Annotated in this window: 11 protein-coding genes and 1 pseudogene; 7 read left to right on the top strand and 5 right to left on the bottom strand. The window is 68.0% G+C overall.

Features of this window, described 5'->3' with window-relative positions:
- Positions 1 to 112 precede the first annotated feature (112 nt).
- Positions 113 to 460 (bottom strand): annotated as a pseudogene (locus V6W80_RS24085) (methyl-accepting chemotaxis protein); the annotation flags it as partial.
- 1103 nt (positions 461 to 1563) lie between these two features.
- Here V6W80_RS24085 and V6W80_RS14840 point away from each other — a divergent pair.
- The 6 genes from V6W80_RS14840 (at position 1564) to V6W80_RS14815 (ending at position 10405) form a co-directional block, all read left to right on the top strand.
- Positions 1564 to 1845, top strand: coding sequence for a hypothetical protein (locus tag V6W80_RS14840; protein WP_017642136.1), 282 nt, complete (start codon positions 1564 to 1566; stop codon positions 1843 to 1845).
- Between the two features lie 303 nt (positions 1846 to 2148).
- Entirely contained in the window at positions 2149 to 2412 is a 264-nt protein-coding gene (locus V6W80_RS14835; RefSeq protein ID WP_173149213.1) for a hypothetical protein, read from the top strand.
- A 288-nt stretch (positions 2413 to 2700) separates the two neighbouring features.
- The gene (locus V6W80_RS14830; protein WP_338544659.1) at positions 2701 to 4890 is read left to right on the top strand and encodes a TonB-dependent siderophore receptor; all 2190 of its coding nucleotides are present in this window, start codon (positions 2701 to 2703) and stop codon (positions 4888 to 4890) included.
- Between the two features lie 83 nt (positions 4891 to 4973).
- Positions 4974 to 6227 carry an enterochelin esterase gene (gene fes, locus V6W80_RS14825; protein ID WP_338544658.1) on the top strand — a complete coding sequence of 418 codons (1254 nt, stop codon included), beginning with the start codon at positions 4974 to 4976 and terminating at the stop codon, positions 6225 to 6227.
- A gap of 21 nt (positions 6228 to 6248) precedes the next feature.
- A complete protein-coding gene (locus tag V6W80_RS14820) occupies positions 6249 to 6455 on the top strand; it encodes an MbtH family protein (RefSeq protein WP_160923498.1) in 207 nt (68 codons plus the stop codon).
- 11 nt (positions 6456 to 6466) lie between these two features.
- Positions 6467 to 10405 carry an enterobactin synthase subunit F gene (locus V6W80_RS14815; protein ID WP_338544657.1) on the top strand — a complete coding sequence of 1313 codons (3939 nt, stop codon included), beginning with the start codon at positions 6467 to 6469 and terminating at the stop codon, positions 10403 to 10405.
- Here V6W80_RS14815 and V6W80_RS14810 read toward each other — a convergent pair.
- The 3 genes from V6W80_RS14810 to fepD are packed head-to-tail and all read right to left on the bottom strand — an operon-like array spanning position 10402 to position 13195.
- Positions 10402 to 11208 (bottom strand): ATP-binding cassette domain-containing protein, encoded by an 807-nt coding sequence (locus V6W80_RS14810; protein WP_338544656.1) that lies wholly within the window; start codon positions 11206 to 11208, stop codon positions 10402 to 10404. The two genes, V6W80_RS14815 and V6W80_RS14810, sit on opposite strands and share 4 nt — an antisense overlap.
- The gene (gene fepG / locus V6W80_RS14805) at positions 11205 to 12203 is read right to left on the bottom strand and encodes an iron-enterobactin ABC transporter permease (protein WP_338544655.1); all 999 of its coding nucleotides are present in this window, start codon (positions 12201 to 12203) and stop codon (positions 11205 to 11207) included. The genes V6W80_RS14810 and fepG overlap by 4 nt, the downstream gene beginning before the upstream one ends.
- Entirely contained in the window at positions 12200 to 13195 is a 996-nt protein-coding gene (gene fepD / locus V6W80_RS14800) for a Fe(3+)-siderophore ABC transporter permease (RefSeq protein ID WP_338544654.1), read from the bottom strand. The genes fepG and fepD overlap by 4 nt, the downstream gene beginning before the upstream one ends.
- A gap of 126 nt (positions 13196 to 13321) precedes the next feature.
- Here fepD and entS point away from each other — a divergent pair, with 126 nt between their 5' ends.
- Positions 13322 to 14551 carry an enterobactin transporter EntS gene (gene entS, locus V6W80_RS14795; protein WP_160923502.1) on the top strand — a complete coding sequence of 410 codons (1230 nt, stop codon included), beginning with the start codon at positions 13322 to 13324 and terminating at the stop codon, positions 14549 to 14551.
- Positions 14552 to 14767: 216 nt separating this feature from the next.
- Here the strand turns inward: entS and fepB are convergent, their stop codons facing one another.
- On the bottom strand, positions 14768 to 15736 hold the full coding sequence (fepB, locus tag V6W80_RS14790) for a Fe2+-enterobactin ABC transporter substrate-binding protein (RefSeq protein ID WP_338544653.1): 969 nt from the start codon (positions 15734 to 15736) through the stop codon (positions 14768 to 14770).
- Between the last annotated feature and the right edge of the window lie 97 nt (positions 15737 to 15833).

Below are 15833 nucleotides of genomic sequence, written 5' to 3'. Positions count from 1 at the left end.
GGGCGGTACGACGGAGGTCGTCGGCCGACTGGGTAAGGGTTGTCACCGTGGTTTGCAGCGAGCGGATCAGTTCGTTGAGATAGCCGCCCAGCTCGCTGAATTCGTCTTTGCGACTCACATCGAACTGGACCCGCAGATCGCCAGCCGTGACCTGGCGCAGCGATTCGCGGAACGCCTGCAGCGGACGCCGCAGGCCGCGCGCGACCCACAGGCCGATGAGCACGGCGGCGCAGATCGCCAGCAGGGCGACGATGAAGAGTACCTGGCGACTGGTGGCCACGCTGGCATCGGTATCGTTCTTGGCTTGCTGCGCCACGGCGACGGCCCCGCCGCTGAGGGTGCGCAGGGCATCCAGGGTCGCCTGCAGCGCCGTGCTGGTACGCTGGCGTTGGTCGTCGAACTGGGCTTCGGCCGCGGCCTGCCGCTCGTAGGCCTGGCGCAGCCCATCGGGCGCGGTCATCTCGTGCAGCAGGCGCGTGACCATCACGCCCACGATACGCGCGTTGCGCTCGTCGAGGGCGGCCAGATCGCGCAGCCGGTCGGTGATGACATCCTGCTGCTGGTTGAGCGCCACGGCCAGGCTCGGCAGATCCACGCGTGCCGCCTGGGCGGCGAAGGCGGCGTAGGTCTTGTCCGTTTCGATCAGCAGCAACTGGGCGGCGCGGACCGCCAAAGTGGCGCCTTCCGCCTTCCGTTGTGCGCTGTAGGCCTGCAGGTAGCTGGACAGTCGATTGGCCTCGGGCGTGGCATAGCCCTGCAGGGTCCGGGTTTCACGGCGCACGGTGACCAGCTGGCGGTAGCTGTCGATGAGGATTTTCGCCTGCTGGCCGTAGGCATTGCCCAGTTTCTGCTCTTGATCGAGTGCCTGGACCAGTTGCTCGTGGTCGCGCAACAGCGCCGGCAGGCGCTGGTGCAGCTGCAGGTAGTTGGCGAATTGCTGGTGGAATTGTTGTTCGCGCGTGGCGATCTGGGCGGTATCGGACTCGGCCAGCAGACCGAGCAGGGCCTGGTTGGCGCTCAGCAGCTGCACGTTGATTTCGCCGACCGCCTGGCCGAGCGGGGCGGACTGCTCGGTGATGACCGTCAGCCGTTCATGGATGGACTGGGTACTGTTGAAGCTCACGGCGACAATGCCCAGCAGCAGAAACACCAGGAGAGCGATGCCGCCGACTACCCGTTGAAGAAGCGTCATGGTTGTTCCCTGCTTTATTGGCGATGTTGAGGCAGGAGGCCAACGGCGGCAGACGTCATGGCGCGTCTCGATGCCTGTCCATGGCCAACAGCTCCGCAGCCTAGTCGTATCACCCGACCTTTCCGCATCGTCTGCGGACGTGCGGCCTTCGCGGGGCGACCAGCTGTTGTCGATAATGATCAGATACGCGCGCTAGAGCCTGGCGGTGCGGTTCAGGCGCTCGACGACTATCAGCTCGCTGGGCAGGCATGCGGGTTCCGCCACGCCCACCGTGCGACGGACACCTCAGGTCGCAAAGCCGGTGCGGCGGGTCAGAAACCAACCCGTGCTTTTCCAGGTCTCTCAAAGGTCTCTTTTCACAGGAATACCCGATGTCGAAAGTTCTGCTGTGCTCCCTCGTACTGGCTACTGCCGCAACCCTGGCGGCGTGCGACAAGACTTCCGAAGACCATGCCCGGGAGGCTCAGGTCCATAGCCAGAAGGCCGAGGAAAAGGCTGCCGAAGGCAAGGTCGACCGGGCTGCCCAGGAGCAGACCAAGGCCCAGGAAGACCGTGCCCAGGCCAATGACGCCGCAGCCAGCGAAGGGCGCCACTCGCCTCCCGATTCCGCCGTGCCCGGCTACATCAAGACGCCCAGCAAGGAAAATCCCTGAGTCTCGTCCTCGGTCCGCTGTCGGTTTCGGACCGGTAGCAGAGGAGGGGAGGTGAGCGCGATACGGGCGGGCACAGCGGCTGCTGTCACTGATCGCGGGGGCCGCTCCTGGCGCCTCGCGAGTCGGAGTGCCCAGGGGATGAGGTAAGAAGGCCATGGCAAGGCCTTGCCCGGGCGCAGGACAACACCCCTGGGCGAGCAGATGACCGCTATCGCCCAGGCGAGCAACGGCTGTTTACATCCGGGCCAGGAGGATTAGAGTAGGAAGCCACTTCGCCATCACTTGCCTCTCCCTGGAGCCGCCATGAGCCCTTCGCGACCGATCCACTGGTATCGTGCCCGCAGCACGCTCGAACTTGTCGTCCTGGGGCTGGGCGTCATCGCTCTGGTGGTTGCGCTCGATCAGGGGCTGCGCAACTCGCCTTCCGAACACCTTGCCGACTATCACGCCTGCAAGGGCGATGGTGGTCTGGCACGCATGAATGCCATCGGTGAGATCGTTTGCCGGCTGCCCAGCCCGGTGATCGGTCAGGTGGCGGCCAAGACCCCCGCGGTGTCCGGTCTCTAACGACTTCGCCGGCTTCTCTGGGGCCTGCTCAAGCCAGGCCTGATTCCCCTCCGGTCGGACCGTGCACGTCCGACCGCGGCTTTCTCCCTCCTTTCTTCTCCATTGCGCCCGCAGTACCAGGCGTGGATCACGGCTGCCTGTTCGCCGCAATGCAAACAGCTATTACTTAACGTAACATTTGATAATGAGAGTTTTTATCATTTAAAGTGCTGGCCCTCGCGCGATGCCGCGAAGAGCAGCCTTCAAGTGCACGGCGTCGGCTGCAACGCCACGGTCACAAGGATCACCATGAACACCCAAGGAACCCTCTGCCAGCCCATCCGCCTTCCTCGCGCGGCCCTTCGTCAGTTGCTCCTGATCGGCGCGCTGATTCCCTTTCCGCTGACGGCCCTGGCCGCCACGGTGGCCGAGCAGAACGCCACGGAACTGGACACCCTGACCATCGAAGGCAATCGCCTCTACGATATGGCACCCTCGGAACAGACCGGCGGCTATACCGTGGATTCGGCGACCGTGGGCACCAAGACGCCGGCCGCCCTGCGCGACATTCCCCAGTCGATCACCTCCTATACCAGCGAGTACATCAAGGATCGCAACTTCAACACCCTGGACGAGCTGGCCAAGTCCACGGCCGGATTGCGGGTGCTGACCAACGACAGCGGGCGTTCCTCCATCTATTCGCGTGGCTACGAGTACGACGAATACAACATCGACGGCCTGCCGGCGCCCATGACCAGCATCTTCGGCACCGTGCCCATCCTCTCGCCCTTCGACCGGGTCGAGATCATGCGCGGCCCCTCCGGGCTGTTCAACAGCACCAGCGAACTGGGCGGCATCGTCAACATGGTGCGCAAGCGCGGCACCGACGAGTTCCAGGGGCATATCACCGGGCGCTACGGCTCCTGGGACACCAACTACCAGGAGATCGACCTGGCCGGTCCGCTCAGCGAAAGCAAGAATGTCCGCGGTCGCTTCGTCGCCTCCCGCGCCGACACCAATGGCGAAGTGGACTACAACGCCAACACCGACCAGAGCTACTACGGCGACCTGGACATCGACCTGTCCGATGCCACCCAGATCTCCTTCGGCCTGATCCATCAGGTCAAGAACCTCACCCCGCACAACGGCTATCCCACCGATACCCAGGGCAATCTGCTGGATTTCAGCCAGTCGCGCTTCCTGGGAGCGGACTGGAACTACTTCGACGGCAAGACCACCGACGGCATCTTCGAGCTGACCCACAGGTTCGATAACGGCGGCTATGGGCGCATCGCCGCGCGGGCGTCGCACCGGGAGGCGGATTACCTCTATGCCTTCACCGGCGGGGCGGTGCAGGCCAATGGCAACACCAGCATCCGCGCCAGCACCCGGGACTTCGAGCAGGACGCCTATTCCCTCGATGCCAGCTACAGCCAGCCGTTCGAGGCGCTGGGGCAGGTCAGCGAATTCGTCGTGGGTACCGACTACAAGCACTACGACACCGATTACCAGAATGGCAACAGCGTCCTGGGTACGGTCAATGTGAACAGCTATTCGCCGACCCGCTTCGCCAAGCCGGCGCGCGCCTACCAGACCGACTTCAATAGTGAGGATCGCGAGTTCGGCCTCTATTCCAAGGTGACCTTCCGGCCCATCGAGCGCCTGGCGCTGATCGGCGGCGCCCGCGTTTCCTGGTACCGGGGCGAGGCCTACACTACCACCCTGGCCAGCGGCGCCGAGGCGGGGGAAAGCCAGAAGCACAGTGGCTTCGTCACCCCCTATCTGGGCACCGTCTACGACCTGGACGACTACCATTCCCTCTACGCCAGCTACTCCAAGGTCTACAAGCCGCAGAGCGAGCTGGATGGCCAGGGCAAGGCGCTGGATCCGCGCGAGGGTGACCAGTACGAGGTCGGGATCAAGGGCAGCTATTTCAACGGCGATATGAATGCACGGCTGTCGATCTTCCAGCTGACCGACGAGAACCGGGCGGCCCGGCCCTTCGACGCCAACGGCGTGGCCATCACCACCTATTCCGACAGCTCCGGCAAGACCCGGGTGAAGGGCGCCGAGATCGAGGTCAGCGGCAAGCTCACCGAGCAGTGGGAGATGCTCGCCGGCTACACCTACATGGATACCCAGAACCTCAGCGGCGATGGCAATACCCTGTTCGAAGCCATGCCCAAGCACATGGCCTCGCTGTGGACCAAGTACACCCTGGCGGGCGGTCCGCTGACCGGTCTGAGCATCGGCGGCGGGGTGACCGCGATGAGCGATTTCTCCCAGACCAACCAGACCTCCGGGGTCACCGTGTCCGCCCCCGGCTATGCCACCGTGGATGCCAAGTTCTCCTATCCGGTCACCAAGCAACTCACCGCGACCCTGGACGTGAACAACCTTCTCGACAAGGAATACTGGTCGCGCGTAGGTTCGGTCTCCACCTTCAACTTCCAGGGCCCCTCGCGTAGCGTGATGGTCGGCGCGCGTTACGACTTCTGAGGTCCAGGCCGACCCGGGCCAGGCTCGGGTCGGTCGGCGCGATACAGGCCATGACGATCTCTTCCACGATGCACTGAGATGCGATGAAAGATTCACTCTTCCAGCGGGACGATGTGGGCAGCGAGTCCTGGTGGCAGGCCGTCGCCTGCCGCGGCACGCCGCTGATCGAACCCACTGTGGCCGGGCGCTATCGCCTGACCTTTGTCTGGCGCGATCCCGAGGGTTTGGCCGAGAGCTCCAGTACCCAGCGGGTCTGGCTCAATATCACCGGGGTCACCGACCACCACCAACCGGGCCTGCCGCAGAGCCTGCGGCGTCTGCCAGGCACCGATGTCTGGACCTGGGAGACCGAGCTGGAGGGTCGCTGGCGGGGCAGCTACTGCCTGATCCCCAGCGGGGAGCCGGCGCCCTTCGAAGGCGAAGCCCAGCCTGATCTGCAGGGCATCCGCCTCTGGTGGCGCAGCGTCTTTCCCCTGGCCCAGGCCGACCGGCTCAATCCCCGCCGCGCCTGGCAGGGTGGCCGCGGGTTGGCGGTGTCGGGCGTGCATCTGCCGGATGCGCCTGCGCAACCGGCCTGGGCGGCCTTCGACACCGATCGCACCCTGTCTTCCGCGGCATGGCCGAGCCTGCAGCAGTTCCAGTGGGACAGCGCCAGACTGGGCAACAGCCGCCCGGTGTGGCTCTTCGCTACCGGTAATACCACCCGTATGGAACGGCCGTTGGCCATTCTGCTGGATGGGCAATTCTGGGCCCAGACGATGCCCATCGGCGTGCCGTTGCAAGAGCTCACGGATGCCGGCCAGTTGCCGGAAGCGGTCTATCTGCTGATCGACCACAGCGATCGCGCCCTGCGTGGCAGCGAGTTGCCCTGCAATCCCGAGTTCTGGCTGGCGCTGCAGGAAGAGCTGCTACCCCAGGTGCGCGACTGGGCGCCCCATGCCCAGTCGGCCACCTCGACCGTGGTCGCCGGGCAGAGCTTTGGCGGGTTGGCGGCGCTCTATGCCGCCTTGCACTGGCCGGAGCGCTTCGGCTGCGCGCTGAGCCAGTCCGGTTCCTTCTGGTGGCCGCAACGCGGCAAACCAGGTCGACTGTTCGAGGCGCTGGAAAGCGGGCAGGGGAGGGGGCATCCCTTGCGGCTGTTCATCGAGGCGGGGCTGCGCGAGCCGGCCATCCTCGAAGCCTCCCGGGCCTTGGTCCCGCGCCTGCGCGAGCAGGGCCACGCGCTCGACTATCGCGAGATCGATGGGGGCCATGATGCCCTCTGGTGGCGCGGGGGCCTGCTCGACGGCCTGGTCTGGCTCTGGCAACCCCTGGTCGCCGCCGACGCCCACCGCTAATCCCTACTGCCAGGAGGTCCGATGGACGCTCTCAATCCCTTCGACGATCCCGCGCAGGTGCTGCTGATCCTGCGCAATGCCCGGGGCCAGTGCAGCCTCTGGCCGGAGACCATGGCCGTTCCCGCCGGCTGGGCGCCGGTGTTCGGGCCCGCACCGCGCGCGGCCTGCGACGACTGGCTGGCCAGCCACTGGCGCGATATCCGCCCGGCCGCCTCTCTGCTTTCCTGACTGGAGTTCCTGTGTCCTCTACGCCCTCTTGCGTCTTTCCCGAGCTGCCCCTGGTCGCCGCCCAGCCCGGTATCTGGATGGCCGATCAGCTGTCGCCCCATGCCAATGCCTTCGCCGTGGCCCATCTGGTCGAGTTGCGCGGGCCGCTCGACGCCCAGGCGCTGCTGGTGGCCATCGTCCAGGGCCTCGGCGAACTGGACAGCCTCCAGCTCAGGTTCGCCGAGCGTGAGGGCGAACTAATGCAGTGGATCGACAGCGATGCGGTGATCACTGGGCCCGAGTGGCTGGATCTGCGCGATGCGGCGGATCCCGAGCATGCGGCGCGAACGGCCATCCGCGCCGATCTCGACGGCGACCTGCGGGCCACCAGTGGCGGTCCGCTGTGGCTCAACCGGATCTACCAGCTGGGCGACAATCACCTGTTCTGGTACCAGCGTTATCACCACCTGCTGATCGACGGCTATGGCTTCGCCGCCCTGGCCAAGCGGGTGGCCGCCCTGTACAGCGCCGCGGTGCGGGGCGAGACGGCCGAGGCCTCGCCCTTCGTCTCCTTCGCCGAGGTGGTGCGCGAGTATCAGGACTATCAGCAGTCGGCCGTCCGCGAGCGCGACGAAGCCTTCTGGCGCGAACGCGGCGCGGCCTTGCCGCCGGCGGCCTCCCTGGCGCCGGGTGGCCTGTCGGGACAGGTGCCCACGCCGCGGGTGGTGGAGGCGCGCGCCCGGGTACCTGCCGAGGTCTTCGCCAGGCTGGCCGAGCAGGGCAAGGCCCAAGGGGTGACGCCAGCGGATCTGGCCGTGGCCCTGGCCGCCACCTGGTTCGCCCGTCTCAGCGGGCAACCGGCCTTCAGCGCCGGCTTCATCTTCATGAGACGCATGGGTTCGGTGGCGCTCAAATCCGGTGGCGCGACCCTCAACGTCCTACCGCTGGGCGTGCGTACCGACTCGACCCAGAGGCTGCCGGAGCTGGCTGCCGGGTTGGCCGCCGAGCTCAAGAAGGTGCGTCGCCACCAGCGTTACGACGCCGAGCAGATCGCCCGCGATCTCGGCCGGCCGGGCGATGCCGAGCCGCTGACCGGACCGGTCATCAACCTCAAGCTGTTCGATTTCGCCCTGGATTTCGCCGGGGTGCCGGGCATCACCCACGAACTGGCCTCGGGGCCGGTGCGCGACCTGGAGATCGCCCTCTACCTGGAGGCGAGCGGTGCCCTGGACATCAAGCTGCTGGGCAATGCCGAGCGCTATGCCGCCGAGCTGCTGCAGGGACACGCCGCGCGCTTCGGGCTGCTGGCGGAGCAATTCGCCGATCACCCTGGCCTTACCCTGGGTGAGGCAGACCTGTTGGCCCCGGCAGACCGGAACTGGCTGGCCGCGATCAACGCCACTAAGCGCGCGCTACCGGCGACCACCCTGGCGACCCTGTTGGCCGACCAGGCGGCGCGCACCCCCGAGGCTCCGGCGCTGGCCGATCTGCAACACGCCTTCAGCTATCGGGAAACGCGCCAGCAGGTGCTGGCCCTGGCCCAACGGCTGAGCGTGGCCGGGGTAGGGCGGGGCGATATCGTTGCCGTGGCCCTGCCGCGTTCGGTGTTACTGTCCCTGGCGCTGCTGGCCACGATCGAACTGGGCGCCGCCTACCTGCCGCTGGACAGCGGCTATCCCAACGAGCGCCTGCAACTGATGCTCGACGACGCCCGGCCACGGGTGCTGGTGACCGATGCCAGCCAGCGCGGGCGTTTCCCGGGGTTGGACGATAGCCAGGTGCTGATCCTGGATGCGCCCCTGGAGGGGGTGGACCAGGATCCGGTGTTCGAAGGGCCGCGCCCCGGCGATCCGGCCTATCTGCTCTATACCTCCGGCTCCACCGGTCGCCCCAAGGGCGTGGTGGTCGGCCATGCCGCCATCGTCAATCGCCTGCTGTGGATGCAGGACAGCTATCCCATCGGCGCCGGCGACACTGTCCTGCAGAAGACACCGAGCAGTTTCGATGTCTCGGTCTGGGAGTTCTTCTGGCCGCTGCTGGTGGGCGCCCGGCTGTACCTGGCGCCGCCCGAGGCCCATCGCGATCCCGCGGCGCTGCAGGAGCTGTTCGCTCGCGAGCGGGTGACCACGGTGCACTTCGTGCCGTCGATGCTGGCGGCCTTCGTCGCCAGCCTGGACGAGCCGGCCGCGGTGGCCCGCTGCGCCAGCCTGCGTCAGGTGTTCTGCAGCGGCGAAGCCCTGCCCACCGAGCTGGCCCGTACCTGGGAGCGCCGGGTCGGCGCGCCCCTGCACAATCTCTATGGCCCCACCGAGGCCGCGGTGGACGTCTCCTACCATCCGGCCCATGGCGCCGCCCTGGCGGCCGTCACCGGCAGCAGCGTGCCCGTCGGCAAGCCGGTGTGGAACACCGGGCTGCACATCCTCGATGAACGCCTGCGGCCAGTGCCGCCGGGTGTGGCGGGGGAGCTCTATCTGAGCGGGGTGCAACTCGCCGATGGCTACCTGGGCCGACCGGAGCTGACCGCCGCACGCTTCATCGCCGCGCCGGACGGGCAGGGCGAGCGGCTGTATCGCACCGGCGACGTGGCGCGCTGGCTGCCGGAGGGCGTCGTCGAGTACCTCGGACGCAGCGACGACCAGGTCAAGCTGCGCGGGCAGCGCATCGAACTGGCGGAAATCGACCATGCCCTGCTGGCGCTGCCAGGCGTGGCCCAGGCGGTCACCCATGCCCGGGTGCTGGGCGAGGCGGCCAACAGCGCAGGTGGCGATGCCCGCCAACTGGTGGGTTATCTGATCGCCCAGCCGGGCGCCGCACTGGACCTGGAGCGCCTGCGCACGCGCCTGGGCGAAAGCCTGCCGCCGCATCTGGTGCCAGTGGCCCTGGTGGAGCTGGACACCCTGCCTCTGGGGGCCACCGGCAAGCTGGATCGCAAGGCTCTGCCGGCGCCCCAGGGCGTGGCCAAGGCCGCGAGCCGACCCCTGGCGCCGGGGCTGGAGAGTGAATTGGCGGCGGCCTTTTCCGAGGTGCTCGGCTGCGCCATCGGTGGCGCGGACGATGAATTCTTCGCCCTGGGCGGTCATTCGTTGCTGGCCATGACCCTGGCGGCCAATCTGCGGCGGCGGCTGGGGCAGCCGGTGTCCATTGGCCAGATCATGGTGGCCTCCAGTGTCGCCCGCCTGGCGCGCCAGCTGGAGCAGGACGCGGCCCGCGAGACCCGTGCCGGCTTCGAGACCCTGCTGCCGCTGCGCCCGGGCGACGGTCCCACGCTGTTCTGTTTCCATCCGGCCTCGGGCTTCGCCTGGCAATTCAGCGTGCTGGCTCGGCACCTGGATCCGCGCTGGTCGTTGCTCGGTATCCAGTCGCCGCGTCCGGACGGCCCCCTGGCCCAGGGCGCCGATCTGGAAGCCGTCATTCAGCGCCATCTGCGCACCCTGCGCGAGGTGCAGCCGCAGGGCCCCTATCATCTGCTCGGCTATTCCCTGGGCGGTACCCTGGCCCAGGGCCTGGCGGCGCGACTGCAGGCGGCAGGAGAAGAGGTCGCCTTCCTCGGCCTGCTCGATACCTATCCGCCGGAAACCCAGAACTGGCAGGAGCGCGGGGGCCAGCGCGAGCTGGATCCGGAGGTGCTGGCCGAGGTGAATCGCGAACGCGAGGCCTTTCTCGCCGCCCAGCAGGGGCTGGCCGATCCGGCGCTGGGGGAGGGGGCGCAGCTGTTCGCCACCATCGAGGGCAACTACGCCGATTCGGTGCGGCTGCTGGCCACGGCGCGCAGCGCTCGCTTCGACGGCGAGGCGCTGATGTTCGTCGCCCGCCGCACCCTGCCGGCGGGAATGGACGTCAAGGCCACCTGGGCGCCCTGGATCACCCGCCTGCAGGCCCATGAGGTGGATTGCGCCCATGTCGACATCATCGCCCCGGCCCAGCTGGCGCAGATCGGTCCGGTGCTGAATCGGGCGCTGAAAGGACTCTAGCCAGCCGAGCGCCGTGCCAGGGGCACCACCATGGGTGTCCCGGCCACCGGGTCGTCGATGATCAGGCAGTCCAGGTCGTAGACCGCCTTGATCAATTCGGGGGTGACCACGTCGCGCGGGCGGCCGGTGGCCAGTACCTTGCCGCCGCGCATGGCCACCAGGTGGGTGGCATAGCGGCAGGCGTGGTTGAGGTCGTGCAGCACCATCACCAAGGTATGGCCCTGCTGGCGATTGAGGTCTTCCAGCAATTCCAGCAGGTCGATCTGGTGGGTGATATCGAGCCAGGTCGTGGGTTCGTCCAGCAGCAGCAGGGGTGTTTCCTGGGCCAGGGCCATGGCGATCCATACCCGCTGGCGTTGGCCGCCGGAGAGGGTGTCCACCGCCCGGTCGGCCAGTTCGAAGACGCCGGTGGCCTGCATGGCGTGGGTCACCGCGCGCTCGTCGTCGGAGCGCACGCCGCCGAACAGGGTCTGGTGCGGATAGCGTCCGCGGGCCACCAGATCGCGCACCGAGATATCGCCCGGGGCCTGAGAGCTCTGCGGCAGCAGGCCCAGACGGCGGGCCACCTCCTTGGTGCGATAGCTCTGGATCGCCTGGCCGTCGAGCCAGACCTGGCCCTGGCTGGGCGCCAGCAGCCGGCTCAGGGTGCGCAGCAGGGTCGACTTGCCGCAGCCGTTGGGGCCGATGATGACCGTCAGTTCGCCATCGGGAATGGTCAGCGAGAGGTCCTCGGCGATCAGCTTGCGGCCGTAGCCCAGGGTCAGGCGCTCGGCGTGCAGGCGCGAGGAAGGGGCGTCGTTCATGAGCGGCGGGACTCCCAGATGAGCAGGCCGATCAGGTAGAGCCCGCCCAGGCTCACCGTGACCAGGCCCACCGGCAGGACATAGGGCAGGAACAGGCGCTGGGCGATGAGATCCGCGCCCAGCAGCAGGACCGCGCCGGTGAGGGCGGCGGCGGGCAGCGCCAGACGCTGAGTGCCGGTCAGGCGGCGGGCGATCTGCGGTGCGGCCAGGGCGATGAAGGAGATCGGCCCGGCCACCGCGGTGCCGGCGGCGGTGAGCACCACGCCCAGGCCCAGCAGCGACAGCCGGGTGCGTTCCACCGGCACACCCAGGGCGCAGGCGGTGTCGTCACCCATCTCCAGCAGGAACAGTCGGCGACTCAGCGCCAGGCTGGCCGCACCCGCCAGCAGGATGAAGACCACCGCCGGCCAGGCCTTGGTCCAGGTGATACCGTTGAGCGAGCCGGCACTCCACAGGCCGGCGCTGAAGGCGGCTTCCAGAGAGGCATGCACGATCAGCCAGGTGTTGAGCGCCATCAGCAGGGCGCGCACGCCGATGCCGACGATGATGAGTCTCAGGGTATCCACGCCACTGCCGCGCCAGGTGAGGGCATAGACCAGGGCGGCGCTGGCCAGGCCACCGATCAGGGCGGCGGTGGTGCTCCAGAGGATGCTGGCCTGGAACAGCACCAGCGCGACCAGCACCCCGCTGTAGGCGCCGGTGTTGAAGCCCATGATGTCCGGGCTGCCCAGGGGATTGCGCAGCAGCGACTGGAACAGCGCGCCGCTCAGGCCCAGGGCGGCGCCGATCAGCAGTGCCAGGGCCACCCGCGGCAGCCGCCACTGGGTGACCACCAGTTCGATACCGCGCGGCGCCTCGCCGAGCAGGGCGGCCACTACCTGGGCAGGGCTCAGGGCCAGGCTGCCGCTACCCAGGGCGAACACCGCCAGCAGCAGCGCGCCGCCGAGCAGGGCCAGCAGCACGGCGGGTAGGCGCAGGCGACCGGGACGGTTCATGCTCGACCTCCCTGGCGCTGACGGCGCGCCAGCCAGATCAGCAGGGGTGCGCCAAGGAAGGCGGTCACCACCGAGACGCGCAGCTCGTTGGTGACCAGCAGGCGGCCGACGATGTCGGCGGTGAGGAGCAGGCTGGGGGTGAACAGCAGCACGAAGGGCAGCAGCCAGCGATGGTCCTCGCCGATGGCCCAGCGGCCCAGGTGCGGCACCATCAGACCGACGAAGGCGATGGGTCCGACCGCCGCGGCAGCGGCGCCACAGAGCAGGGTGATGGCCAGCAGGCCGAGCAACTGGGTCTGACGGACCCGGGTGCCGAGGGCCACGGCCAGGTCGGCGCCCAGGCTCAGGGCATTCAGTGCCGGAGCCAGCAGCAGGGCGATAGCCACCCCGCCCAGTACCGGCGGGCTGGCGCTGCGCAGCAGCTCCAGCTGACGCACGTCCAGCGAGCCGAATTGCCAGAATCGCAGCTGATCGTAGACCTGGGGATCGAGCAGGGCGATGCCCGAGCTGACACCTTCGAGCATGGCCCCCAGGGCCACCCCCACCAGCACCAGACGCATGGGATTGAAGCCGCCGCCACCGGCGATACCGGCCAGCAGCACCACCAGGCTGGCGAGCAGGGCGCCAGCGAAGGCATAGCCCAGGTAGTGCTCGGGACCGCTGGCGCCGAACAGGGCGATGCCCAGCACCACGGCGAAGCTGGCACCGGCGTTGACGCCGAGAATGCCCGGATCGGCGAGGGGATTGCGCGTCAGCGCCTGCATCAGGGTGCCGGCCACGCCCAGGGCCGCGCCGGCGAGCAGACCGGCGAGGGTCCGTGGCAGCCGTGCCTCGCGCACGATCAGACAGGCCGGATCGCTGCAACCGTGGCCCAGCGCCTGCCAGACGTCGGCCAGCGGTATGGCGGTGGAGCCGAGCGCCAGGCTGGCAGCCATCACCAGCAGCAGCAGGAGGGCGGCGCAGCCGAGGATGAAGAGGCGGCGCCTGGTCATCCGGGACGACCGACAGGAAGGGGAGTGGATGAGAACAAGGCGTATTAACACATGATAGTCTGTATTACATGCTAACAGCCTTGCCGCGGCGGCTCGATAGCGTCCCCTGTGTTTTTCCGGTGATTCATGTCCAAGACGTCCTTTCTGCTCGACTTCGGCCTGCTCAGGTCCCACGCCGCCTTTCGTACCCTGTTCATCGCCCGTCTGGTGTCCGTGCTGTCCCTTGGCCTCTTGGCGGTGGCGATACCTATCCAGGTCCAGGCCCTGACCGACTCGCCGCTCAAGGTGGGCCTGGCGCTGAGCATGGCCGGCATCGGCATGTTCGTCGGCCTGCTCACCGGCGGGGTGCTGGCCGATCGCCTGGAGCGGCGCCGGCTGATCCTCGCCGCCCGCTCCATCTGCGGCCTGGGCTTCATCGGCCTGGCGGTCAACGCCAGCCTGCCCGAGCCATCGCTGACGGCCATCTACCTGCTGGCGCTGTGGGATGGCTTCTTCGGTGCCCTGGGCGTCACCGCGTTGCTGGCGGTGACGCCGATCCTGGTCGGTCGGGAGTCCATGGTGCAGGCCGGCGCGCTGAATATGCTCAGCGTGCGGGTGGCGGCCATCGTCGCGCCGCCGTTGGGCACCTTGCTGATCGCCCAGAGCGGCGTGGCCTGGAACTACATGCTGACCGCCGGCGGCACCCTCATCACCCTACTGGTGCTGCTGCGCCTGCCGCCGCTGCCCCCGCCGGAACAGCCGCGCGAAACGCCCTGGCAGGCCCTGGGAGGCGGCATCGCCTTCCTCTTCGAGAATCGCCTGCTGGGCGCGGTCGCCCTGGTCGGCGCTCTGGTGACCATGGCCAATGCGGTGCGGGTGCTCTATCCGTCGCTGGGTGAACACTGGGGGCTGGATACCGGCCACCTGGGCTGGCTCTATGCCGCCGCGCCCCTGGGCGCGGCCATCGGCGCCCTCACCAGTGGCCGCCTGAACCAGGCGCCACGCCCCGGACGTACCCTGCTGATGAGTGCGGTGGCCACCTTTCTGGCCGTGGCGGTCTTCGCGCTGCTGCCCGGCTTCTGGCTATCAGCGCTGTGCCTGGTGCTGTTCGGCTATCTGGGTGCGCTCAATTCCCTGGTGCAGTACGCGTTGATCCAGCGCCTGACGCCGGATCGCCTGCTGGGGCGCATCAATGCGCTGTGGACGGCGCAGAACATCGGCGGCGAGGCCATCGGCGCGGCGCTGTTCGGCGGCTTGGCCAGCCTGATGTTGCCAGCGCAGGCAGCGTTCGTCTTTGGTCTGGTCGCCATGCTGGTGGCTGCCCTGTGCTGGGCGCTGGCCAGCGGGCTACGGCGGGCGGAAAGCCTGGGTGCCTGATCCGCTCTGGTTCACTCGGCGTAGCGTGGAAAACCGCGCAGCGTTTTTCGCTGAGGCTTACGGCGATCAGCGATGGGCAAGACTGATCGCGGCCATGGGCCGCTCCTACAGGCGCCAATGTAAGCGTAGGAGCGGCCCATGGCCGCGATCAACAAAATACCGGAGTTCCGAAGGAGCAGTTGCATCGGCGGACCGCCATGGCCACGACTGCCGGGCTCAGGGCTTGGCGTAGCGCTGTTCCAGGCGATCCAGCAGCAGGTTGGCGCTGTAGGGATCGAGGCGGAAGGTCTCGGCGCCCAGGGCTTCCACGCGGTTGTCCTTGACCGCCGGCAGGTGCGCCAGCAGCGGATTGCCGCGTACCGCTTCGGCTTCCTTGGCCTCCGCGGCGAACAGCAGAAAGGTCTGGCCGGTGAGGCCGGTGGCGACGTTTTCGCCGGCCAGCTGCAGGATGTCGTGGCGCTGGCCCTGGCTGTGTCCCGTGGTCAGCCCGGCCGGCAGCGTCGCCAGGGTGAAGCCCAGGCTTTCCAGCAACTGGCCCTGGGACGAGGCCGCGGTCCAGAGATTGGCCTGGCGCGTCGCCGGGTTGTAGACGAAGGCGGACACCGGTTGCGGCGGTAGCTGCAGGCGCGCCTTGAGGTCGGAGACCCGCCGGTCGAAATCGGCGACTACCTTGGCAGCAGCGTCCTCGCGACCGGTGGCCTGGCCGAGCAGCTCCACCACCTGTTGCCAGCTGCGATTGTCGTAGCCCACCACCAGCACCGGGGCGATGGCCTTGAGCTGATCGACCAGGCGCAGCGCCGAGTCGTTACCGGCGGCACTGACCAGGATCAGGTCCGGCGCCTCGGCGGCCACCGCCTCGGCATTGGCCTCGCCGATGTACAGCCGCTTCACCTCGTGTTGCTTGGCGACCTGCCCCCACTGGCGCAGGAACCCCTGGTCATCGGCGAATCTGTTGTTGGGCGAGGTGGCGCCGCTGGCCACCACCGGCGCGCCGATGGCGAGCAGGGAGCCGGTGAGGGTGACGCTGGTGGAAACGATGCGTTGCGGCTTGGCCGGCAGGGTCACCTGATTGCCGTCGGCGCTGATCTGTCGGGGCCAGTCCGCCGCGCGGGCGGTACCACCCAGCGCCAGAATGGCGAGGATCAGCGGGGTGAGAATGCGAAACACTGACGACGAGCTGAACATGGACGCCTTCCGGTTGTAAGATAATCACTCTCATTTTCAAAGATGCACCTCGCTACAGCAAGGGCTGTCGATGGCGGCCAGGGGCGAGCGCGCGCAA

The organism is Pseudomonas benzopyrenica, from assembly GCF_036884265.1.
GTDB lineage: Bacteria > Pseudomonadota > Gammaproteobacteria > Pseudomonadales > Pseudomonadaceae > Chryseomonas > Chryseomonas benzopyrenica.
The sequence above is the reverse complement of the archived record's forward strand: the minus strand, read 5'-3'. Positions and strand labels throughout refer to the sequence as shown.